The organism is Pseudomonas libanensis, assembly GCF_001439685.1.
Taxonomy (GTDB): Bacteria; Pseudomonadota; Gammaproteobacteria; order Pseudomonadales; family Pseudomonadaceae; genus Aquipseudomonas; species Aquipseudomonas libanensis.
This window is the reverse complement of the sequence record NZ_JYLH01000007.1, coordinates 51391-74694: the sequence shown is the minus strand read 5'-3', so window position 1 is coordinate 74694 and position 23304 is coordinate 51391. Positions and strand designations below refer to the sequence as shown.

The window sequence follows — 23304 nt, the reverse complement described above, 5'->3', positions numbered from 1 at the left end:
TGTTGTCGGACTGCACAGTGCACCTGTTGGGGAATAACAAAATAGAGGGCGGTGGAAATAGATACTCAAGGCATTGGTTGAAGATCAGGATTCAGCCGTTTGTGCGTTGGGTGGTAAAACTGACAGGCATAAAAAAGGCCTGCCATTAATCATTCAATTAGTGGCAGGCCAAACGGATGTAACGCTAGCTTTAAGCCATGTGATTACATGTAAACCATCTTGAAGGTGGTTTCGCCGACAAGGTCAACGTCACGGCCAAGATCAAGCGTGGAAGCAGGCAGGATGGTAGGAATAATATTGAATACGGCGTCAATTTTATTTGCGTAGACATTGCCATCACCGAACACCATGGTTTCTGGCTCTACGCCTGTTGCGGTTTTACTGGAGAATATTTCATTTGTTCTACCTCGCCCAGCGGCACTCATGCCAGGCTGGCTGACAGCGCCATCGATGGTAGCGTTGAGTGTTTTGATTTCAATTGTATAACTACCAAATAACTTGGTCTCAGCTGGGTCGGATACATCAACCAGACCAAACTGTCGAGTAGCGTCATGACGCATGCCAGGGGCATTTTTGGCACGCAGAATATCTAGGTACTTATCTTCGACTGTCATTCGGACCAGTGTCTTGCCCTTGCAATCAACAGTCATGGTGACCTGTTGTTCTGGCAGGGTGTAAACGCTGTGCAATGTCAATTTTGTAGGTTCGATTACGCCGAAATTGGCAGGCTCACTGTCGTTCAAATTAAAATCGCAAATAGGTGCAGCCACAAAAGCAGAGACCTTCATAGTCTCTGAGTCTTTGCCTGTTTGGCCTGTAGCAGCATTGGCAACAAGGGGGGAAGCCATGGCAAGGGCGAGTGCTGGAATAACAAAAAGCTGCTTCAAAGTAGTGCTCCGGTGTATCAATAATTGGCAAAGGCTCACTGCATGAGCTTTATAACTGGGGTGTGACGAATGCCAATCCGTTGCCGATCCGTTACGTATACTGTGAGTGTTACGTTATAGAGGTGACACGTTGTTTTTTACCTGAATTCCTGTCAGGTAGTTACACATCACCAACGAATCACAGATAAACCATTGAGAATGCTACTTCCCCGACGATGTTGACGTCAGCGCTTGATGCATTCCAGTCGTTGCGGGGCAGGAACTGAGGTTCAATTTTATAATCAACGGTTATGTCGTTTGTGTAAAAGCCATTGCCATCTTGCAGCACCAGAGTCTGCTGGTCTCGGACACTGTCACTTTTGGTGCTGAGGAACACGCCGGTATGACCACCGCCTTGCACGTGGAGGTTTTTTGTTGCACTAACGCCGTCGGTTACTGTAGTGATGGTAGGCGTAATAATGTAACTACCTACCAGTTGCTGGCTGATGTCATCGACCAGACCAAATTGAGCAGAAGGTCCGTGACGGCGAGCAAACAATGAACTGTGCTGACCTGCCCACAGGGCATCGGCGTAAGCATCTTTTACTTCGATTCTGGTTAGGGTTTTGCCTGTGCATTTCACAGTGAAGGCACCTGCAACCGGAACAATAGCGCCTGCGGTAACGGCGGTTGCATTCAAAATGCCCGGGGCGATGTCGCCAAATTTAACTTCGCCGCTATTGGCCATTTCAAAATCGCACACGGGTGCATTGATTTTGGCTGTGACATGCAGAGTTTCTTCATCCTTGCCTGTTTGTGCGTCTTTAGCATTCACAGCGAAGGAAGAGCCCATAGCGAGGACAAGGGCGGAAATTACGTAGATTTGCTTCAAGGGTGTTGCTCCGATGTGTCAAAAATTGGCAAAGGCTCTTATTCACTGAGCCTTATAACTGGTGTGTGACGAATGCCAATCCGTTGCCAATCTGTTTTACTCTAACTGTCACGTCCGCTACGTTCATCTATTTGTCTGCGTAGGGTCATACATCCCTGATTCCGTCAGGTAGCAATGACGAACAAAGAGTAAGGCCAACCTTTGCCAAGTTAGAGTGAATAGCTATGAATTCATAGTTTGTGATGTTTTTTGTGGCTGTTCAGGTGCTCTAGCCCTGAGCGTTCGAGGCAGGGCAGCACGCGCTGCCCCTATGCCTTCGTGCCTTAAGGGCTCAATCGATAGATTGAGGGGGGGCTCTAGTGCTTAGCGATAACTTTCGGAACCTGTTGAATGGTGCCCCTTTGTTTGATGTTGCCGAGATCCACGCATGAGGGGGGTGGGATGGGTGGCCTTCGCGCGCCGCCGCGGCATCCAGGCTGTGCTTATAGTAAGATCAAGCGGGTGAATAATTATGAATTCACCACTCATCACCTCGCCTCTACGCCAATCTGCTTTATGCTGGGTATTCAAATCGGGCAGTCAATAAATCATTATCGTAGCCATGAAACAACCGGGTTCACTTAATTCGCCCGCTTGTGAGTGTTATTCAGATTTAGCCCCGCAGTTCTAGAAACGACTTTACCTAACAGGTTGATACGTGAAAGCAATCAAGCGCGTTCTCAAGCGTGGGCGTTCTGTTGAGCGCTCATGGGCAAATTATATGTCTTCAATGTGGTCTCAGGGAGCAGCCGCGCATGTCGCGCTTTGGTTGATCGCCGCATTACTGATGGTTTGGGCGTCGCTGTACTCGGCGGAGCATTTGGCGCAAATGTACGTTTTTGAGCGCCTGAGTAATATTGTCGATTTGAGCAATGGCAACTTCTCTGGTTTTGAGCCTGGCATACTCAGTGAGTTGAAAGCGCTAGGTAACTATCAGGCCACCGGTGAGGAGTGGCCTTCGCTATTGGCTAAAGCCTACGCATTTATAAAGTACTGTATTTTATTGTTTGTGGTGGCTGCTGGAGTATGTACCGTTATGGGCCTCTATAAGGCTTTCAGCTCGGTCTATACGCATTACTTTTCGATGCAAGCAAGGTTTTACAGAGGCTTGGTTAACGGTGAGTTGAGCGTGCACTATCAGCCGATAGTGAATATGAACACTGGCCTGTGGGTCGGCGCTGAGGCATTACTACGCTGGAACCATAAAGGAAAGGCGATAAGCCCTGCGGTGTTTATTCCGTTGATCGAGCGATCCGGCTTCATGCCGTTGACAACCCGTTGGATTTGTCAGCGCGTTATTGAAGATTATTCGTGCCTGCTATGGGCATGTGATGAGTTTTATATCAATATAAACTTGTCCTCTCAAGATGTATCCGACCCCACGTTCCCTGCGTTTGTTCAACAATTATTGAGTCAATATCGTCTCCCCGCGTCACGCATTGTATTTGAGGTCACTGAGGGTGTCGTACTTGATAAGCGCGAAGCCATCATGCATTTGAAGCAATTACGCGACCAAGGCCATAAGATTGCCCTGGATGACTTCGGTACGGGCTATTCAAATTTGTCTTATCTGGCTTTCCTGCCTCTGGACATTCTTAAGATTGACCGTTGCTTTGTGAGCAAAAAAGACCACGGACGCGCCAATACGATTTTGGTTCATCTACTGAATATGGCCAAACACCTCAAACTCAACGTAATCGTCGAAGGGGTTGAAACACCCGAGCAAGTGGAGCGTCTGCTTGCCTTAGGGGCAGACACCGCCCAAGGTTGGTTTTATTCAAAGGACTTGACTGCGGAAGACTTGGTGCATGGCTATTTCTCATTAGTTCATCCGGATATGAACCGGGTGATCTAAAGATATAGGTACTCACCGTTATCATTGCAAGGAAAAGAGCATGCAGTCATCGATTGTCCCGACGTCGAGCGATAAGGGTATTCAAGCAGAAGCTAAAAAAGTATTAATTCTGTGTGCTTCTGAAGGGCGGCAAGTTATATTTTGGCCTTCGCACAATACGTTGGTTATTCATGAGCGTAATAACCAGCGCAAAGTTGAGCTTGGGTACAGTGCCAGTCGCATCCTGGAAATTCTGATTGACCGGGCAGACACCATTGTCAGTCGCGATGAAATCTTTGCCTTTGGCTGGCCTGACCGTATCGTTGGGCAGAACAGCCTGAACCAGGCTATTTCAACGATTCGGGAGCTGCTGGCCGATGATGAGCATCGTGAGATCATTCAGACTATTCCGCGAAGGGGTTACCAGTTCAATTCTGAGTTCTTGGTTGCGCCCGGGCAAGTTAGCGACATGAGCGCTCCGGTTCCTTTAACGTTGGGCGCCGCACCAAGCCCGGAAATGCCGCAGGTTAGGCTCTCATGGCTGAGAAGCCGGCTAAGCACTGAAAATATCTTGATGACAGCGACGCTGATATTAGCGATGAGTTTTCTTTGGCGGATTGATTGGACCCTTTGGCTGCAGCCGGACTTCGTCAAAGAAACAGACACGCAGGGCTTGCTGACCGTGTGGTACACCGGTGCAAATACGCCGGAAGTCGAGAGGCTAAAAGTGAGCATGGCACCGGTGCTACGGCGCATGGAGAGTTTGTTGGAAGTGCCCGGCACAGTGATTTTAAATACGATGCACAGCTTTTACGAAATCCTCTGCATCAGTGGCAGCACGGTGGAATTTGTTTCAGTGCATAATTCGAAGTTGGCCCTCTTGACCGACGAACAGTTAGACAGGTGCCTGAAGTGAGCAAACGCAGGGTTGGACTATTGATGGGCATCGTGTTACTCGTGGTTTTGCATTTGATGTATTCATCAGCATCGCGTAAAGATGTACTTAAAGGCGCTTGTTTCACCACCGGCTCGATGATCATGAGCAGTGGTGAAATCTTAAATGTGCTGATCAGGCTCCAGTCGCATGGCAATCAAATTCATGATTTTGAGAAAATCAACCATGATAGCCAGAAGTTTTCGTTTGAGCTGGTTAATAACTTCTTCGGTAGTGCAAGATTTATGACTAATCCAGTAAGCGGCAATGAGCTGCTTAGAAGCATGTCAGTGCGGGATCGAGACGTTGCCTTTAATTACGCTTATTTATCCAGTTATGCGTCACAATTGACCTTTTATAAATTAGACCTGAACCCGGACACGCCGTGTTTTTATATCAAAGAGCTCGAGCGCGTATTGTGCCTGGGGAGCGAGCGCAGTCGCGATATTTCATCACGCTGAGCTCACCCGCACTGGAAAAATTTCCGCAGATGTTACTGCTCGCCGTGTTCGAGCAGGTTCAGATAATGGTCAATCAACTCAACGCTCTGTATCGGTGAGTTATGTCCTGCGATAATCGCTTCAACGGGCAATTCACCGCTGCTGATCAGCCCTTGCAATTTCTTCAGGGTTTTCGGGTACTCGCTGCGATTGGCGAACGTCATGTTCCCCAGCTTTTCCTTGAGGATGCAGTTTCCATACAACACACGTTCTTCTGGAAAGTACACAAAAATCCCATCTTCGGTGTGAGACGCGCCTAAATACAGCGCTCGAACATGACCGTTTTGCAAGGCGAAGTCGCCCGGATAAACCTGGTCCGGCAGGCTTTGTTCCAGGACCGGATAGTGTTCCATCCCTTGCCGGGTAAAGTCGACAATACTGCGCCATTGGCTTTTTTCCAGGTCATAAGTCATCTGCGTGGAGACAATACTGGCGCCGAGCTTCCTCCAGTAGGCGTTACCTCCCGCACGGTCGGTGTGGTAGTTGGTGTTGATCACCTCCTTGATGGGCAGGGGGCTGATTTTCCTGATTTCCTGCTCCAGCTTTTCAGCGGTGGCGGGGGTCCAGGTTGCGCCGATAACCGTGATGTGTTGCTCGCCAATGTAGACCATTGAGTTCTCCTGCACATACTCCTTGTCTTCAACGATGTAGAGCGGGCCTTTGAAGTGGATAAGGGTCAAGTCACTCTGGTTAGCGAAGACCTGGGAGGTGATGCAGGCCAGGCTGATGGCTGACAGGATATTAATAAGCTTCATAAGTTTCTCAGGGAATGAGTTATACAACACAGGGGCATGCCCCACATTTTCTGATCAGCAGTGAGGGCGCGCCATAGGTTCAGGCAAATCCCAGCTATCGCGAAGTGAATAAGCGTGAATTAAGAATTAATGGAGGGTTGGCACGCGCCTGGCTCAACTGCGAATTCCGGGCGCTAGTGCAGGCGTGGTATTAATCTGAGCTACTTTAAGGGCGCTGGCTGCACAATGGAGGGGTGTGATAACTTATTAATTTCTTTAGCAGATTAGTATTTTAGTTAAGTGACAGTCGCCGCGTGTGTAGGATTGTCGGATAAGAAGTTTTCTGTAGTTTATCTGACTGAAACGCTGGGGTGCCGATGTTCAAAGTCATTGTTATTGATGGGCAACCGCTTGTGCGAGCGGCTATTAAATCCATTCTAAGTCAGGATGACTTCGCCTGGGTAGCAGAGGCTGATAATGGTACCGACGGCCTTGACTTGGTACGTGAGCATAAACCTGATTTAGTGATTTTGGACATCCAGCTCTCCGGAATCGCGGGGTTGGAGGTGATGCAGAAAATTTACAGCTTCGATAAGAGTATTGAAATCCTGGTGCTGACATCCTGTTCGGCGCGCCATTATTACAATCGTTGCCGTGCGGCGCGCGCGTCGGCGTTTTTGTCGAAAACGTGCACGGTTGAAGAGTTGCAAAGGACCGTCAACCTGTTAATGAAAGGCGGGGTCTATGTGCCTCGTGGCATTGATCGACTGCCTGCGGTCAGTGACAGTTTCGCCAATGAGGCTCTACTTATCAATACGCTTTCCAATCGCGAGTTAATGACATTTGAACTGCTCGTGCGGGGGATGAGTAATAAGGAGATAGCCAACCATTTGCAGCTGAGTAACAAGACGATCAGCACCTATAAGGCACGACTATTGGAAAAGCTCAATGTCTTTTCTCTGGTTCATTTGTTCGAAGTTGCCAAGCGTAACGGCTTCGCGGACTAGGTTGCTTTACGAAATTGCGAAAGCAATATCAACCCCCGTCCTGTTTTTTTCACAACTTATGATTAGTGACAGCCTGACACGCGCCACTTATAGAGGCTTCAGAGAAAATGTCGATTTTGGATCAGATATCCCATCGTTCGATTCAGTGGACTGATTGGCGTTGGCAGCAGAAAAATGCCGTGCGCGATGAGCCCTCGCTTCGCGAGGCCTGCGGTGGTTGGAGTGAAGAGGTGACTGCTCATATTGAACGAAATTTGCAAGATCGTAAGATGCAAATTACGCCGTACTATATTGATTTGATCATGCGTTCGCTCGATGGTGACCAGGTGACGGACCATCCGCTGTGGCGACAGGTTGTGCCTTACTGGAATGACAATGTGCCGGGTGACTACGACGGTACTTCGGAGAACTGGGAGTTGCATCACGAGATGAAAACCCCCATCTGCCAGCACAAGTACGATAACCGCGTTATCTTGCGGATGACCAACACCTGCAACGCGTATTGTCAGTTCTGCTTCGAAGCCCTGCGTACCTTGCAGGTCGATACCGAAAAGGCCAATGCCAACACCAACTCGTTCCTGGACTCGGTGGAGTACGTACGCAACAATCCGGCCATTGAAGAGGTCATCCTCAGCGGTGGTGACCCGCTGATGCTGGCTGACCGCCGATTGGAAGAGAACCTGGCGGCGTTACGCTCGATCAGTGACGACCTGTTGATTCGTATTCATTCACGTGCCTTGAGCTTCAACCCCTTTCGCGTCACCGATGCGTTGATCGCTATGCTGGAGAAGTACAAGGTTAATGCCTTCGGCGTCCACGTGTGTCACCCGCTGGAGCTCAGTGACGATTTTGCCACGGCGGTTAAACGTATCCAGAGTGTGGTGCCGATTGTCTTTTCCAATATGCCGTTGTTGCGGGGTGTCAATGATGATGAAGCCACGTTGCATAAGCTGTTCATCGAACTTTATCGCCTGGGTGTAAAGCCGTATTACCTCTACCACTTCATGCCGTTTTCACCAGGCGCGTCCGAGTATAAGGCCTCTATCAGCCATGCCATTGCCATCATGGGGCGTCTCAAACGACGGGTCTCCAACATTGCGATGCCCGAATATGTGCTGCCGCACGCACAAGGAAAGTTCACCGTCCCGCTGCTGGATTTTGAAAAGCCTGAAGAACTGCCGCACTTCGAAGTCCGTGACGGGCAGCGCTATTACTGCTTTCGTAACTGGGAAAATCAATGGTGCAGTTGGCATGACGCCTGAACGGACTTACGGATTGAGGCAGGACCCATGATAAACCAAGACGCTGTTCTTTTTATTGATATCGATGACAGTGCTTCTACTCGTTACCGCTACCGTGAACCACACTTTGCCGTCGCCCGTGAGCAGGGGTTGAAATGTTTGACGGCCGGGTTATTGGGACGTCGTCACTTGCAACGGCTGTGTGACGACAGTGATCAAGTGTTCTTGCTGGAAACGCTCAGTGAAACGGCCATTCTTGAGTTGATTGGTGAACTGGATGGGCGATACAACGTGCGCGCGGTCTTCTGCCAGGCAGGTCACCCGTCTGCTCAAGGTGAGGTGGGTTGTATAGTCGCGCGCGTCTGCAAGCAGCTCGGTCTGGTGCACAGCCGCCCAGAAGCGATTGCAGTGTGCAATAACAAGTTCCTGATGCGCCGCGTGTTGAAACAGCATGCGCTGCGTTCCGTGCCGTCCGCGCTGTGCAACAACGAACAGGAACTCCAGCTGGGTGCCGCGCAGGTGGGCTATCCACTGATCGCCAAACCTCCCTTTGGCGGTGCCTCGGCGTTTATCAAGAAGTGTTCCAACTGGGCGGAGCTACGCAGCCACTATGCGCATTTTGTAAGTGATCATGGCGCCGCGGCTTATGCGGACTTCTACGGTTGCGCGCACGTTCTGCCGTCTGAAGATGGGCTGCGGCGTGACTATGTGCCAGGGCGCAGCATTCTGCTGGAAGGCTATATTCCCGGCATCGAAGGCAGTGTGGAATGCGTGATTGCGGGCGAACGGGTCTACCCGCTGCTGATCAATGAAAAATTACTGCTGACCGAGCGCAGCGGCACGGTCCTCGAGAACCTGCTGATTTCTCCGCCGACGTCGTTCAACCAGGCTCAGTGCGCACAGATCCGTCAGTACGCCGTTGACTGCCTGCGCGCGACAGGGTTGACCAACGCTGTGGTGCATTTCGAGTTCCGAATGACTGAGGCGGGGCCTGTGGCCATTGAGATCAACCCGCGCCTGGGTGGCCTCTATGTCAACGCGGCATTCCGTGACCTGGCGGCGATCAACCCTTACCAAGTGTATCTCTCGCTATTGCTGGGCGAGCAGGGCATAGATGCGCAACTGGGCGCTGCTGTGCAAAAGGTTGCTGATGCGCGGCAACATTACGCGATGTTGGCGATCTATCCGGATCACAGTGGTCACTTCAAAGGTATTGAAGGTACGGGCTATCTGGCTGAAAACGAGCAGGTGCTCGAATATGCCCAGCAAGAGGCTGGCGTCTGTATCGATGCAGATATCGAGGAACACTACTTGCTCAAATGCTGGGCCAAGGTTGGCGATGCGGCAGACGCCCATGCCCTGCATGATGCAATAACACACCACTTACGCGTGGTCATCGATATGCCGGACGCAGGATAGCGCTATGGATATTTCACAGATTTCAGCGCACCTGCGCGAGCATCAGTACTGTCATCGTCGAGACTTTCGTGAGTTGATCGACGTTCAGCCCGGGCGACGAGCAAAGCTTTCGCGCGTACTGGAACAATCTGGTGCGCGACGAGGCGTTCAGGGCGTACACCCATCGCGAGCGGCGCATTTTGCGCTATCGCTTGTCGCCGTCCCGTCAGTTGCAGATCGACAGGGATGCCGCGTTCAAATCGATGGTCACCTATGCCGTTAATTATCGCCAGGGCGTGAACGACCTAAGCTATTGCGAGGACGGCTTTATCGAGCATCCACTCCTGCAGAAGTTGTTGGCCACAGACCTCGCGGTGATTGCATCGCATCTAGGCGATCAGGCCTGCACGATTGATATTCATCAGTTCCGGGTACGGGCGGATGGGCAGTCGAGCAGCCCGACGACCTCAGGGATCCATCAGGACGGTCTGGATTGGGTGTTCATGCACTTTATAGGCGAGCGCAATACAGTGCCGGTGGTATCGCAGGTGTTTGCCGACGACACGGAGCAAAGCTGCATGTTCAACGTGGCAATGGAGCAGTTTCTTGAAACCATCGTGATCAATGATCGTGCTTATTACCACCGGGCCGCGGACGTGCGACCGCTGGTAGGCACCGCGCCCGCCTGGCGCGATGTACTGCTGGTCAGTCTACGTAGGGTCGAAGAGGCGCAGCCGACATGAGCGATGATCAACAGTTGTACCTATCGATCCGCAACGCACGCCTGATCATCTTTGCTCGCGGTGTTTCGGATTTCGGCGCGTTCCTTAACTTGGTAGCTTTGTCCACGTATGTGTACTGGCTTAGTCAGAGCGTGGTGTTTGTCAGCCTCTTCCTGGCGTGCCGGGTCACCGGCGGGATTGTCGCCAGCCTATTTGGCATCCCATTTTTTCGCCGCTTCGCCGGGCGCGGCACCTTGGCTGGGCTGGACTTGGCGAGGGCGTTGTTACTGATGCCGTTGCTGGTGCTGATACCGGCTCATCAACTTAATCTGCTGCCTTTTATCGCCTTTGGTATCGGATTGTGCAATTCGTTGTTTGCCATCGGCCTCAATAGCCAATTGCCCACCTGGGTCGCGCCAGAGCAACGGGTGAATACCAATGCCTGGATCACCTCGGCAGCGGCCACCGGTGCGGTTTTCGGCAGTTTGCTCTCCGGCTTGCTGATCGCCACGGGAGGGTTTGAAGCGGTGTTTGCCGCCAACATCGGTACCTATGTGATCGCTGCTTGCCTGGTTTTGCCCTTGCGCGTGTTGTATCGCTCGACCGTTGCCGCCCATCGCGGGCTCGCCGCCGAATGGCAGGAGTTGACCAAGGGGCTACGTGGCGCGCCGGTGCTGGCCGCCATGTTGCTGATCAGCATGCTCGACACCCTAGGCAGCGCGGCGCATAACGTCGGCTGGCCGGTACTGTCCCAGCTGATTTCGCCTGACACCGCGAAAACGGTCATGGGCTATCTGCTGGCGGTTTGGGCCTGTGGCAAATTCGTTGGGGCGCGACTGGCCAGCGTCGTATTGAGAGGCCGTAGCACCCACGGCATGGAGCGTTTGTTCATGCTCGGCGTGGCGCTGATGTCCAGCGGTTTTGTCCTTACCTTTCAGCAAACCGAGCTATGGGTGGCACTGCTGCTGGTAGTGTGGGCTGGGTTGGGCGATGGGTTATCCGAGGTGGCTCTGATCTCTCGTGCGCAAAGCGAGCCTGATAGTCTGCGTTTGCCATTATTCAGCTTATTGACGCTGATTCAGATGGCGGGCTTCGGCGTGGGGATGCTGGTGGCTGGGCCGTTCTATTTGGCCTGGACTCCGGCCCAGGTAATTATTTTATTCCATGGCTTGCCGTTAACCGCGCTAGTCGTCATGGCGCTATGGATGAGAAGGCGAGCTTAGTTGCGTGAGTTGTCTCGGTTGCCTGCGTAGATGCTACCGGAAGGATCGGCTGAATTGAGCTTAATCACAGCTATTCACTTGCTGTTGCGTCAGCTGTTTATGATGATTGGACAAGGAAACGTAAATGTTACTGCTTTCTTTGCGCAGCTGACCATTAAGACTGGTAGCCATACGGACGGTGACTACTCAGGTGAGCGGCAGGCTGGCAGCTGTACAAGGTTTGGAAGATGGATTCTACGCAGGTAGAAACGCTGATCACGCAAAACTCTGAAATCGTGGACTACATGCGAATGCCACGGGCTAGATGTTTCGACTGTGCGGTAAAAGTGGCGAGTATATTACGCGCGTGCAACGTCCGGCATCGCATAGTAGGCATGTTGAAATGGGATTCTTTCACCCGTGAGACCGATACGCACTTTGTCGTGGCTGTCTATGGTCTGGAGGATGCATTTAAGCGTGACAATCCAGGAGTGCAGGCCACTGCTGGAGTACTTCCAGCGCTAGCGAAGTTGTTTAATGATTCGAGTGGCGCGAAGGCCGGGGTTTCGAATTTTCCGTTGTTTGGCGTGCCTGGCATTATTCGCATACTGTTGATGCGTTGAAATACTGTGGATTAATTTCATTCAATATTGATGTGAATTAATGTTGTGCTGAATATCGCGCCAAGTATCTTTACGCCTTGTAATAAGTAAACACTGAGATCGCTCTGCGCTTATGAATTATGTAGATGAATATATTAGCGCGCTCAGTAATCGCTCCTGTGGCCGCGACCTTGAGTATACGGCCGAATTCGTCGAGCTGGAGCAAGCTTCACGTACAGCCGAAACTGTTGAATACGGCGAGCATGTGTATGTCACCCAGACGACAGATTGGCCGCACGTTGAGGCCCTATGTCGAGGTTTGTATGAGCAGACACTGGACCTGCGGGTGATGGTAATTCTGACACGCGCGTTACTTGACCGCTGTGGCTTGAATGGGTATTTGGACGGTTTGCGCCTTGTGGCCTGGCTGGTGCGGCAACGCTGGGAAAGTGTGCACCCCCAACTAGTCGCCGAGGATCAGTTCGATCCATTGATTCGGATTAATACCCTGGCAGAGCTGGTGGTACCGTCCACCGTGATTGGCGTGCTCAAGCGTCAGGTATTGGCACGCACCGAGGACGGCCAAACCCTCTGCCTTGGAGACCTGGACACTATTAGCAGCACTGAGGGCGCGCAGCATAGCGAGCACTTGGCACTGTTGACCCAGTTGATAGAACCCAACTGCTCGACTGAATTAATGCGCAGTCTTGGGCTGATAAATGCTTTGCGTACTGTGCTTGATGAAATGACGGCGGATCTGGACGAAAAAACCGCTGTGCAGGGGATTTCACCTTTTCTTGGCTTAAGCAAATCGTTGCAAAAGTGGGGGCGGGTGATCGAAGACCGTTTACGTTTAGTAGTGACGAAACGGCCATCGGTACAACCCTCAGAACGTGCATCTTCGGTCTCAAGGGCCCAAAACCACGAACGCACTGGCTCCACTTGTGAGTCTCGGGAGGACGTGGTTCGCGCCTTGGATGCGATCTGCTCGTACTACCAACGGCATGAACCTTCAAGCCCGGTTCCCTTTTTGATTGCCAGGGTTCGCCGAATTACCACCATGAGTTTCATCGATATTATCGAGGAACTGGCACCTAACTCTGTTACCGACTTGCGCCGCTTGGGCGGTCGCGTCGCGGATTAATTAATCTTTTACCAGGTCGAGTCGTATGTCGAGTAATAACAGCGGTCAGAAATTCATTGGCCGGAATCGTGCGCCACGCGTGCAAATTGAATATGAAGTTGAACTGTACGGCGCAGAGAAAACCGTCGCCATTCCGTTTGTTAACGGTGTGTTTGCTGATTTGTCAGGGGCGAACCGCAGTCTGTTGCCAATTTTCTCTGAGCGTAAGTTTCTGGATATTGATATTGATAACTTTGATGACCGCATGGGTGCGATCAACCCTCAAGTAAAAATGACGGTGCCAAATAAACTCAGCGGTGACGGCCACCTGGCGATTTCACTGAGCATGAGCACGATGGAAGATTTTTCCCCGGGTGCGGTCGCACGCAATGTCGAGCCGTTGCGCGAGTTACTTGAAGCGCGCAATCAACTGGCAAACTTGTTGACGTACATGGATGGTAAAAGCGGCGCTGAGCAATTGATGGCTCAATTGCTGGAAGACCCCGTGTTAATGGCCTCGTTACTGGCACACAGCAATCCGCCTGCCGATGCGGCAGTGGATGTTTGACGCGTGTTTTCCATTCTTATTTGAACAGGTGTAACCCATGTCTGGTGTTGTTCAGCAGTCCATTCCAGTCGTCGTTTCCAACAGTGAGTTTAATGATCTGTTGCAACGCGAATTCAAACCTCGCAGTGAGCAGGCCCGGGGCCTGATTCAGTCGGCCGTGCACACGCTGGCCAAGCATGCATTGCGCAATACTCAGCTGATTGCCGATGACACGTTAAGTACCATTTCGGCGTTAATCGCCGAGATTGATCAAAAACTCGCCGAGCAAGTCAATGTTGTGTTGCATCACCCCAATTTTCAAGCCGTTGAATCGGCCTGGCGGGGCCTGGAATATCTGGTCAGCAACACGGAAACCGACGAGCAATTGAAAATAAGGTTTTTCAATGCATCGAAGGCTGAAGTCGCTCATGAGTTGAAAAAATTCAAAGGCGCGGCGTGGGACCAAAGCCCGCTGTTCAAGAAAATCTATGAGCATGAATACGGGCAGTTTGGTGGTGAACCGTTTGGAGTGTTGATTGCCGATTACTATTTTGATCACAGCCCGCCGGATGTGACGCTGCTCGCCTCTATGGCCAGGATTGCAGCGGCGGCCCATGCACCGTTGATCAGTGCGGCTATGCCAAGCGTGCTGATGATGGATTCCTGGCGTGAACTGGCCAACCCGCGTGATCTGACGAAAATCTTTCAAACCGCTGATTATGCGGCGTGGCGCAACCTGCGCACTAGTGAAGACTCGCGCTATGTGGGGCTGACAATGCCGAGATTTCTTGGGCGAATTCCGTACGGCGCTAAAACGGCCCCGGTGGACGAATTCGCTTTCGAGGAAGTGACCGATGGGCAGGCCGACAATTATCTGTGGACCAACGCGGCTTACGCCATGGGCGTCAGTATTAACCGATCGTTCAAAGAATACGGCTGGTGCTCACGTATTCGCGGGATTGAATCGGGCGGCGCGATCAGTGATTTGCCCCTGCACACCTACCCAACTGAAGACGGCGGCGTGGACATGACGTGCCCCACAGAAATCGCGATCAGCGACCGGCGTGAGTTGGAGTTGGCAAAGAACGGTTTTATGCCGTTGGTGCATTGCAAAAATTCGACACTGGCGGCCTTTATCGGTGCGCAGTCGCTGCACCAGCCCCAGGAATACAGTGATCCTGACGCGACAGCCAACGCCAAGCTGTCTGCGCGCCTGCCTTACTTGTTTGCCACGTGCCGTTTCGCGCATTACCTCAAGTGCATCGTGCGCGACAAGATCGGTTCGTTCAAATCACGCGCCGACATGGAGACCTGGCTTAACAACTGGATTATCCGTTACGTCGAGCGCAACCCAAGTACCGCGACGGATGCCGATAAGGCACGCAAACCATTGGCCAGTGCCGAGGTTGTGGTCGAGGACATTGTGGAGAATCCAGGGTTTTACCAAGCCAAGTTTTATTTGCGCCCGCATTACCAATTGGAAGGCCTGACCGTCTCGCTGCGCCTGGTTTCTCAACTGCCCTCCGTCAAGAACTGAGGCCGACGAGTTTAGCGCTCGATCTGTTATTTAACGCACTATTTTCCTGAACCAGAAGGCTCATCATGATTGCACTTAAGTTTGAAACCGAGATTAAAGGCACCTGCACCGAAGCGAACCATAAAGGCGAGATCGTTATTGACTCCTACTCTTTTGGTTCTTCCCGTTACGTAGCGATTAATGACGGCGAGCGTCAAACCGGCGTTTCGAATATTTCGGAAATGAGCCTGACGAAGTCCACCGATATTTCTTCCCCCGATCTGTTTCTGCAATCGACCAATGGCAAGTCGTTGGGCGTGGCCACGCTGACGGTGCTGCAGACCGGCGGCAGTACGGAAGATACGCAACCGTATTTGATTATTACCTTGAGTGATGCACTGCTCACCAGCTATGTCATTGAAGGTTCCAAGAGTCGTCCGACCGAGCGTCTTCACTTGAGCTTCACCAAAATCAAATTCAAGTACGTTGAGTTCAACGGTAATACCAAGAATGGCGATGTTGAAAAAACCTACGATTTGCTGGCCAAAAAAGCCGGGTGATGGGTTTCTTCAGTTGTTTGATAACCGCCCAATAGTCTGTTGAGGTCTCTGTATGTCTATTGCCACAGCATCACTGCTGGATCGATTGACCAGCTCTACCGGTGCCTATGGCAATGACCTGACGGCGCCTCCAGACGGTGTAGGGCGGCTATGTCATGAGTTGGCACAGTTGTTCAACTCAACAGGGTTGGGCTGCTTTTATGAACTGAGTGGGCAGCCGCGGGTTGCCCGTTCGGTACTCAATTGTGGTCTCGGTAATTTTGCAGGTGTGCTGTTATCGAGCGTTGACCTCAAAGCACTGGAACTTCGTATCCGTACCTTGATTCGAGATTTTGAGCCCCGGGTGCTCAGCCATACTTTGCAGGTACAACTGTTGCCTGGTTCTGGTAGCTCCAGCTATTTCAAGTTTTTGTTACAAGGCGAAACGCGTCACCGCGCCTCGCAGTGGTCGTTTCGGCTGCAGGCTTCGTGGAATACCGAGAGCGGTGAAGTGAGCGTCCAGCCATATGGCAAGCATCATGGATGATCGCCTATTACGTTTGTATGAGCGCGAGCTGAATTTTTTGCGCGAGGCGGGCAGTGAGTTCGCCAAGGATTACCCGAAGGTGGCCAGCGCTTTGGGGTTGGGCCATGACGAGGTCACGGACCCGTCGGTGGAGCGCTTGCTCGAAGGCTTGAGTTTTCTCACCGCCCGCGTGCAACTGCAAATGGAGGCGGAGTTTCCAACGTTCACACAGAACCTGTTGGCGTTGATTCAACCACAGTTTTTGTTGCCGGTGCCCTCAATGGCGGTGGTCCAGTTTGCTCCGGACCTGCAAGAGGGCAACTTGGCGTCGGGTTATACCCTACCCAGCGATACGGCCCTGCGTTCAAGCCTGGATCGCGAGGGGCAAGTGCCTCGTTGCGAGTTCAGAAGCCTTGCGCCGGTCACGTTGTGGCCGATTCGTCTGGAATCTGTGGGCTACCTTCCCAGCTCCCGATTGCTTAAAGGTTTGCCGTCGGCATTGGCCGATCAAGCCGTGTCTGCGTTGCGCTTGAATGTACGTACGACCTCGGGCCTACGCTTCGAGCAATTGGCAATTGAGGCGCTGACATTGTTTCTGCCTGGCACCGATTCATTGCCGATGGTTTTACAGGAGGCGTTGCTGGCACATGCGTGTGGCGTACTCGTGCGACCGGCCGAAAGTGATGCACCATGGGAGCATAGGATCGAACCGCACCAGATAACGCAGACCTATCGTGAGCCCCGCGAGGAAGGACAGCCAGTACCCTCCTCGGTGAGCGATTCAGCGTTTGCCCAGTTGAGGCAGTTTTTGGCATTCGCGCCTGCACAACGCTTCGTGACATTGGGCGGATTAGGGCCGGCGGTGCGCGCATGCCGCTCTGATCAGTTGGAGTTGGTGATTCTGTTTCGATCACTCACGTTACCGCTCCCCGCACGTTTGGATGTCAGCAGTTTTGCGCTGTTCTGTGCGCCGGCGATCAACCTGTTTGCCAAGTATACCGATCACGTTGCGTACGACCCGCACCGCCAAGAGTTGCCGGTGGTTGTCGACAAGTCCAATCGTCTGGCCCACGAGGTGCTGGACGTTCTCTCGGTGCATGGTTATTGCGCGGGGTCCAGGGAACGGCTGGTGTTTTTGCCTCTCTATGCGCCTCAGGCACTGGCTGGCAGCGGCGTGCGAGCGGCGGGTTTTTATCAGTTGCATCGCGGTCTGAGCCGCAGGCCCGACAGGGCGATGAGCCGTGAGTCCAACTATCAAGGCAGCGATGTCAGCCTGTCGTTGGTTATCGCTTCGCTTCCCGAGGGCGAGAGTGACCTTCAGCAACTGGCGCTGAAAGTACGGTGCTCCAATCGTGATTTGCCGTTGAGGATTCCACTGGGGCAGGGCAACACGGATTTTGCACTCGATGTCAGTGCGCCAGTCTTGTCCGTGCGCTGTGTCGCCGGCCCCTCCAAGCCGGTACCCGCGCCGCTTCAGGGGGAGCGGCAATGGCAAGCGATACGCCATCTTTCGCGCAACTTTTTGCCGCTGGCCGAAGAGGATGGTAAGGCGGGCGCGCGGGCGCTGTGCGATCTGCTGTCCTTATACATCGCCGACGATAGCGTGAGCAGCAGGCTGTTACAGGCTATCCATTCGTTGCGTGCACAGGTGATCACGCGACGGCTTCCGGGGCCTGGCCCGGTGACGTTTGGCCGAGGGTTAAAACTCATGTTGACGCTGGACGACGGCGCTTGTGAGAGCACAGGGACCTACGCGTTCGGCTCGATACTGGAGGCGTTCTTCGCACATTACTGCGCACTTAACTCGTTCACCGAGACCGAGCTGCACAGTGCGACACGTGGTCATATCAAGACATGGCCGGCGAGGGCGACTCAATGCATGACCTTGTGATTCGCCGACCCTCTCTAGGACAATGGCCATGGCGCTATGAATTTTTCAGTGCGATGCGCTGTATTGAGTCTGCCTACCCAAAGATGCCACGCTGGGGGACCGCTGACCATCTGCGCGACGACCCTGTGCGTCTGGCGCAGCAAGTGTCCCTGGCGTTTCAGCCGGCGATGATTGCCGGTTGGCGCCTGCGTGAAGGGCAAGCGGCCTGCCTGTTGGTCAATTTCTTCGGTTTGACCGGCGTTAATGGGCCGATGCCATTACATTTCAGTGAAAGGCTATTGTCGTTGCAGGTCAATCATAACGACCCTGGCGCCGCGCATTTTCTGGATGTCTTTCATCATCGATTGTTGAGTCTGCTCTACCGCAGTTGGGCCATGGCTCGCCCGGTGGTGTCGGCTGATCGGCCAGCACAAGATCGCTTTCGCGACTATGTATCGGCTTTCTCACCCGCACGAATGAGCGCATTGCCCGGGGCTGGAACTTATTACGTCAACCAGATGGTCGACCAGCGACGCAGTGCTCGCGGTTTACTTGCGATGGTCAGGGACTTTTTGCAGGTGCCGGTCAGTGTGCAAACCTTGGTTGGGCGGCGTGCAGCCTTAGAGCCTGAGCAATGCCTCAGGCTCGGGCGTCGACAGGAGTCCAGCCAACTGGGCGTGGCAACGCTAGTGGGCAAGCATGCCTGGAATGTCCAACACAGTTTTACGCTGCAACTGGGGCCACTGTCGTGGTGCGATTACCAGAGGCTTTTACCCGGCGCAGCGTTCCTCTTGCCGCTCTATCAGTTGGTCGAGCGTTATGTCGGCCGCACTTTTCAATGGGACCTTCAATTACAGCTCGATCCTGCACAGGTCGTGCAGTTGCGCCTGGGAAGCCAATTACCGCTGGGCCAGGCAACCTGGTTGGCGGCGGTCGGCGAGCCGCGCAGGCATCGGCATTGGCGTTTCACAGCGGCACGTTTTTTTCAGTGACTGATTCAGGAGCAAAGGCATATGCCGGCACAAGTGGTCATGGGGGCTTCGTTGCGCTGTTCATTCGGCAATACGCAAGCCAAGTTGATTGTACTGCCCATCAATCGGGTGTTTGTCGAAGGTCAATTAGCGGCGACCATCATGGATCACCTGCCGATGGTCAATATCTGCTCGTTTGGAATGTGCAGCTCCCTGGCCAATCCACAGGTCGCGGCGGCGACATCGGCAGCGATGGGGGCATTGACGCCGATGCCGTGTTTGCCGGTAACGGTCACGCCATGGATTCCCGACGTTACAAAGACTTTGATCGGCAAACTCCCTGCTCTGGGCAGTACCGCCACCTGCTCCTGCACCTGGGCAGGCCTAATTCAGGTTGCGGATCCAGGCACCCGGAAAACACTGATCTCATGATGAAGCGAGTCCCACGATGAGCAGCTTCAAGGCTAGTCAGATCAAGGCGCCTTCAGCGGCTGGCACGTTATCGCTGATTCATTTTGAAGCGAGCGAGGGGCTGAGCATGCTCGCGCAGTACACCCTTGAGGTACAGGGCAGCAAAACCGAGTTGGACGCCAATCGGTTGCTCGGCCAGACACTGGGTGTTGGCTTGAGTGCCTCCGATGGCGGTGTGCGCTGGATACACGGGCATATCAGCGCGGTGGACCAGGATGATCGACTTGGCCAGCAGGGGCGCTACACGCTGACGTTGCGCCCGTGGCTGTGGTTGTTGACGCTGGCGAGCCACAATCGTTTTTTTGAGGAAAAAACGGTAGTCGAGGTGCTGACGGCGGTGCTGGACGAGTACCCGGGCAGGGTGGACTGGCAAGTGACGGCGCGCTATGACGCCTTGGAATACTGCGTGCAGTACTGCGAAAGCGATTTCGATTTTTTCAGCCGATTGATGGAGCGTGCAGGGCTTTATTATTTTTTCACTTTTAAGGACGGTAGCCACGAGTTGGTTATCGTCGATGCCATGAGCGCCCACAAAACGGCAGCTCACTGCGACAAAATGAGCTACCGACCGCACCAGCCCCACTTCATCGCCAGCGTTTTCAGTTGGGTATCGCGCTCTGAAATGACGACGGGAAAAGTCTCGCTGCATGACTACGATTTCAGCAAGGCCAACAGCCGTGAGGCTAGCGTTCAACGTGGCGAAAGCGCTGTCGCTGCCGGGTATGAGCTGGACGATTATGAGCGGTCGTCGTACCCCGGTTTCTTTGCCGATCAGCGTGCCGGCGATGCATTTGCCAAGGTACAGGCGCAGGCTCTGTTCGCTCGCCAATGCGTGGCGCAGGCGACCCACTCGACACCCTACCTGACGCCTGGTCATCGCTTCGAACTCACCGATCATCCGCAGTCGGCTCATAACGCCAAATACCTGGTGGTGCGATCGACCCTGACAGGCAGTTGCCCAGAGTCGACGGGCGGGCTTGGCGAGCTTCGCTTTGAAGGCTGGGTTGAGGTGATCAAAACCAGCCAGATATTCCGTGCGCCCATTCGCACGCCAACGCCGGTCATTAGCGGGCCGCAGACCGCCTTTGTGGTGGGTAAATCCGGCGAGTCACAGTGGGTGGATAAACATGGCCGGGTCAAGGTGCAATTTCACTGGGACAGCAGCGGCAAGGAAAACGAAAACTGTTCCTGCTGGGTACGTGTCGCCCAGCCGATGGCTGGCAAACGCTGGGGCGCAATGTTCTTGCCGCGGGTAGGGCAGGAGGTGGTGGTGCAGTTTCTGGACGGCAGCCCGGACCGACCTCTGGTGGTCGGCGGCGTTTATAACGCTGGAACCCGGCCACCTTGGGATTTACCCGACCAGGCTTCACGCTCTGGCTTTAAATCGCAATCGCTTGGCGACCAGCAGATGTACAACGAGCTGCGTTTTGAAGACAAGAAGGACGCTGAACAACTGCTGATTTATGCGGGGCGCAACCAGGATGTCACGGTTGGCAATGATGCGTTCGTCAGTGTGGGCAACGATTGGCATATCAGCACGGGAGCCAACCAGTTCGTCAAGGTTGCCAAGGACCTGCACGAGTCGGTGGAAGGCAGTCGCAATGTCAAGGTAAGCAAGGACTGCTCCTTGAGTATTGACGGGGACAGCCATTCGAAAGTGGGGGGTAAACAGTATTTGACCGCAGGCAGTATCGACCTCAAAGGTCAGCAGACGATCACCCTTGAAGCCGGCAGTGAGTTGGTGCTCAAGGTCGGTTCAAGCTCATTGGTACTCAGCGCTTCGGGCGTAGCGATCAATGGCGTCCAAGTCACGATTGACGGCTCTGCAAAGGTCGATATCAACGGCGGTGGCGGTGGCGCTGCTACCGGTGCCGATGCAGCTCAGCCCGTCACTGCGACACTGCCGGAGGAAGCCGACAATGGTCAGGCTTGAGTCGCCGGCACGGTGGTGGCTGGCGAGCGGATTGTCGGCGTGCATGACCGGTTGCAGTTTCTTGGCCGAGCCCGTACCCGAACCCGTCGCGGACCCTCACCTGACCCTTGCCTTGCAGACGTCTCTGGACGCCAATCGCAACCTTTACGGCAGGCCATCGCCGGTGCGGGTGCAGGTGTTTCAACTGCTGCGTCGTCAAGCCTTCGAGCAAGCCAGCCTGGCTCAATTGAGTTCGGCGGCCGAGCAGGTTTTACGCGCTGACTGGCTGGGGCAGGAGGTGGTTGTGCTGCGCCCCGGCGAACGTTATCGCTACCACTTTATCCCCGAATCACGCATGCGCTACATCGGCATCATTGCCGAGTACCGCGATATTGATCAGGCGCGCTGGCGAGCCATCACCTTGCTGGATCAACGCAAGACCCCGGAGCTATCCGTCCAGATCGGACGGCATGCCATCGAGTTCATGGCCCCCTCAATGATAGAGCTGCAAACGAATGATTAACCAACCTAAAGTCGTGTGGTCCGAAGGTATGTTCCTTCAGCCTCAACACTTCCAGCAACACGAACGCTACATTCAAGCCCAGCTGGTTCAAGCACTGCGTGCACTGCAAGTCGATGCCTGGGGGTTTACCGCGCTTAAAATTGACAAAGGGCAGTTGGCCCTGGGATCTATCGTCTTGACCGAGTGTGCAGGCGTGCTGCCGGATGGCAGTTTTTTTGTGCTTGGCGACGATGAATTGGCGTTGTTGCGTTACACAGTGATGGAAGGGGAGCGGGACCAGCCGGTGGTATTGGCATTGGCGCTGCAACGCGGTCACGGTGTGGACACGGAAACGGCGCCTTCTGCCGACAGCCTTGTGCGCTATCGGGTGGTTGAGGCGTGCGTGCCTGATAGCAATGTCCAGGGCAGTGAGGCGGCGACGCTGCAGTTGGGTCAACTGAACCTGAAGTTGGCCCGTGAGCAGGATGTGGTGGTCTCCCATGTGTTTTTAACTGTCGCCAGGGTGCTTGAGCGTTCACCCGGGGGACAAGTGTTGCTGGATGAGGAGTTTATTGCGCCGGTCATGGCCTGGCGGCGTTCGCCAAAGCTTGCGGAGTTTGTCGATGACATCATCGGGCGGGTTCGCCAGCGCGCCTTTACGCTGGCCGCGAACCTTGGGGTGCAGGGGTTGGGCGGGGTTTCCGAAGTACAGGACTTTTTGATGCTGCAAACGCTCAATCGCGCTCAACCCTTGCTGGTGCAACTGGCCAGTCGTGAGGGATTGCACCCCGAGCAGCTCTATCGTTCGCTGGTAACGTTGGCGGGTGATCTAGCCATTTTTGTTGAAGAGAATAAGCGGCCCAAGCAATACCCGATCTACCGCCACGATCAATTGGCCGACTGCTTTACACCAGTGATTCAGGACCTTCGTCATGCCCTGAGTGCTGAAGCCGGCTCCGATGTGGTTCCACTGGCGTTGAGTGACAGGGAGTTGGGGGTGCGCTTCGCGTCGGTGCCCGACTCGCAGCTGTATCGGTCGGCGCGTTTCGTGTTGGCTGTACGCGCGCAACTGCCTGACGATGAGCTGCGTAAACGTTTCCCGCACAACCTGAAGATTGGCCCGATCGAGTGTATGCGCGACCTGGTTGACCTGCAGTTACCCGGCCTGAAGGTGCATGTCCTGCCCGCTGCGCCACGTGAGCTACCGTATTACGCAGGCTTCAGTTATTTCGAACTGGAAAGTGAACATCCCTTGTGGGCTGGCTTGAGCAGCAGTGCCGGGTTTGGTTTGCACCTTGCCGGGGATTTTCCAGGGTTGCAGTTGGCTTTCTGGGCTATTAAGGCTGGCCAATGAGT

At 53.7% G+C, this 23304-nt stretch carries 23 protein-coding genes; 20 read left to right on the top strand and 3 right to left on the bottom strand.

Annotated elements, in window-relative coordinates:
• Nucleotides 1–203: 203 nt before the first annotated feature.
• Nucleotides 204–887, bottom strand: a complete 684-nt coding sequence (locus TU73_RS12840; protein ID WP_057012526.1) for a DUF1120 domain-containing protein — start codon at nt 885–887, stop codon at nt 204–206.
• Nucleotides 888–1065: 178 nt separating this feature from the next.
• On the bottom strand, nt 1066–1758 hold the full coding sequence (locus TU73_RS12835; protein WP_057012525.1) for a hypothetical protein: 693 nt from the start codon (nt 1756–1758) through the stop codon (nt 1066–1068).
• Between the two features lie 697 nt (nt 1759–2455).
• Between TU73_RS12835 and TU73_RS12830 the strand changes: the two genes are divergently transcribed.
• Genes TU73_RS12830 through TU73_RS12820 form a run of 3 tightly spaced genes read left to right on the top strand, consistent with a single transcriptional unit; the run spans nt 2456 to nt 5026 of the window.
• A complete protein-coding gene (locus TU73_RS12830; RefSeq protein ID WP_156421221.1) occupies nt 2456–3652 on the top strand; it encodes an EAL domain-containing protein in 1197 nt (398 codons plus the stop codon).
• 40 nt (nt 3653–3692) lie between these two features.
• Nucleotides 3693–4547 carry a winged helix-turn-helix domain-containing protein gene (locus TU73_RS12825; protein ID WP_057012523.1) on the top strand — a complete coding sequence of 285 codons (855 nt, stop codon included), beginning with the start codon at nt 3693–3695 and terminating at the stop codon, nt 4545–4547.
• Nucleotides 4544–5026 carry a hypothetical protein gene (locus TU73_RS12820; protein WP_083355390.1) on the top strand — a complete coding sequence of 161 codons (483 nt, stop codon included), beginning with the start codon at nt 4544–4546 and terminating at the stop codon, nt 5024–5026. The genes TU73_RS12825 and TU73_RS12820 overlap by 4 nt, the downstream gene beginning before the upstream one ends.
• A 32-nt stretch (nt 5027–5058) precedes the next feature.
• On the opposite strand, the gene TU73_RS12815 is transcribed toward TU73_RS12820, so the two are convergent.
• Nucleotides 5059–5820, bottom strand: coding sequence for a subclass B2 metallo-beta-lactamase PFM-2 (locus TU73_RS12815; RefSeq protein WP_057012521.1), 762 nt, complete (start codon nt 5818–5820; stop codon nt 5059–5061).
• Between the two features lie 356 nt (nt 5821–6176).
• Between TU73_RS12815 and TU73_RS12810 the strand changes: the two genes are divergently transcribed.
• From TU73_RS12810 to tssK, 17 genes are all read left to right on the top strand, one after another.
• Entirely contained in the window at nt 6177–6806 is a 630-nt protein-coding gene (locus TU73_RS12810; RefSeq protein WP_057012520.1) for a response regulator transcription factor, read from the top strand.
• Nucleotides 6807–6913: 107 nt separating this feature from the next.
• A complete protein-coding gene (locus TU73_RS12805) occupies nt 6914–8068 on the top strand; it encodes a KamA family radical SAM protein (RefSeq protein WP_057012519.1) in 1155 nt (384 codons plus the stop codon).
• A 27-nt stretch (nt 8069–8095) separates the two neighbouring features.
• A complete protein-coding gene (locus TU73_RS12800; RefSeq protein ID WP_057012518.1) occupies nt 8096–9466 on the top strand; it encodes an ATP-grasp domain-containing protein in 1371 nt (456 codons plus the stop codon).
• Between the two features lie 131 nt (nt 9467–9597).
• Nucleotides 9598–10188 carry a 2OG-Fe dioxygenase family protein gene (locus TU73_RS12795; RefSeq protein ID WP_231984794.1) on the top strand — a complete coding sequence of 197 codons (591 nt, stop codon included), beginning with the start codon at nt 9598–9600 and terminating at the stop codon, nt 10186–10188.
• Entirely contained in the window at nt 10185–11390 is a 1206-nt protein-coding gene (locus TU73_RS12790) for an MFS transporter (RefSeq protein ID WP_057012517.1), read from the top strand. The genes TU73_RS12795 and TU73_RS12790 overlap by 4 nt, the downstream gene beginning before the upstream one ends.
• Nucleotides 11391–11617: 227 nt before the next feature.
• On the top strand, nt 11618–11992 hold the full coding sequence (locus TU73_RS12785; protein ID WP_057012516.1) for a hypothetical protein: 375 nt from the start codon (nt 11618–11620) through the stop codon (nt 11990–11992).
• 112 nt (nt 11993–12104) lie between these two features.
• Nucleotides 12105–13115 carry a type VI secretion system protein TssA gene (gene tssA, locus TU73_RS12780; RefSeq protein WP_057012515.1) on the top strand — a complete coding sequence of 337 codons (1011 nt, stop codon included), beginning with the start codon at nt 12105–12107 and terminating at the stop codon, nt 13113–13115.
• Between the two features lie 25 nt (nt 13116–13140).
• The gene (gene tssB, locus TU73_RS12775; RefSeq protein ID WP_057012514.1) at nt 13141–13662 is read left to right on the top strand and encodes a type VI secretion system contractile sheath small subunit; all 522 of its coding nucleotides are present in this window, start codon (nt 13141–13143) and stop codon (nt 13660–13662) included.
• A 37-nt stretch (nt 13663–13699) separates the two neighbouring features.
• Entirely contained in the window at nt 13700–15178 is a 1479-nt protein-coding gene (gene tssC / locus TU73_RS12770) for a type VI secretion system contractile sheath large subunit (protein WP_057012513.1), read from the top strand.
• Nucleotides 15179–15243: 65 nt separating this feature from the next.
• Nucleotides 15244–15717 carry an Hcp family type VI secretion system effector gene (locus TU73_RS12765; protein ID WP_047710936.1) on the top strand — a complete coding sequence of 158 codons (474 nt, stop codon included), beginning with the start codon at nt 15244–15246 and terminating at the stop codon, nt 15715–15717.
• A gap of 52 nt (nt 15718–15769) precedes the next feature.
• Nucleotides 15770–16243, top strand: coding sequence for a GPW/gp25 family protein (locus TU73_RS12760; protein ID WP_082642599.1), 474 nt, complete (start codon nt 15770–15772; stop codon nt 16241–16243).
• Nucleotides 16236–18113, top strand: a complete 1878-nt coding sequence (gene tssF, locus TU73_RS12755) for a type VI secretion system baseplate subunit TssF (protein WP_057012512.1) — start codon at nt 16236–16238, stop codon at nt 18111–18113. The genes TU73_RS12760 and tssF overlap by 8 nt, the downstream gene beginning before the upstream one ends.
• Complete coding sequence (gene tssG, locus TU73_RS12750; RefSeq protein WP_082642598.1) at nt 18077–19084, top strand: type VI secretion system baseplate subunit TssG; 1008 nt, start codon at nt 18077–18079, stop codon at nt 19082–19084. The genes tssF and tssG overlap by 37 nt, the downstream gene beginning before the upstream one ends.
• 21 nt (nt 19085–19105) lie before the next feature.
• Nucleotides 19106–19495 (top strand): DUF4280 domain-containing protein, encoded by a 390-nt coding sequence (locus TU73_RS12745; RefSeq protein WP_057012510.1) that lies wholly within the window; start codon nt 19106–19108, stop codon nt 19493–19495.
• Nucleotides 19496–19511: 16 nt separating this feature from the next.
• On the top strand, nt 19512–21467 hold the full coding sequence (locus TU73_RS12740; RefSeq protein ID WP_057012509.1) for a type VI secretion system Vgr family protein: 1956 nt from the start codon (nt 19512–19514) through the stop codon (nt 21465–21467).
• Nucleotides 21454–21969 (top strand): type VI secretion system lipoprotein TssJ, encoded by a 516-nt coding sequence (tssJ, locus tag TU73_RS12735; RefSeq protein ID WP_162276321.1) that lies wholly within the window; start codon nt 21454–21456, stop codon nt 21967–21969. Before TU73_RS12740 ends, tssJ begins: the two co-directional genes overlap by 14 nt.
• Entirely contained in the window at nt 21962–23302 is a 1341-nt protein-coding gene (gene tssK / locus TU73_RS12730) for a type VI secretion system baseplate subunit TssK (RefSeq protein ID WP_057012507.1), read from the top strand. Before tssJ ends, tssK begins: the two co-directional genes overlap by 8 nt.
• Nucleotides 23303–23304 lie beyond the last annotated feature (2 nt).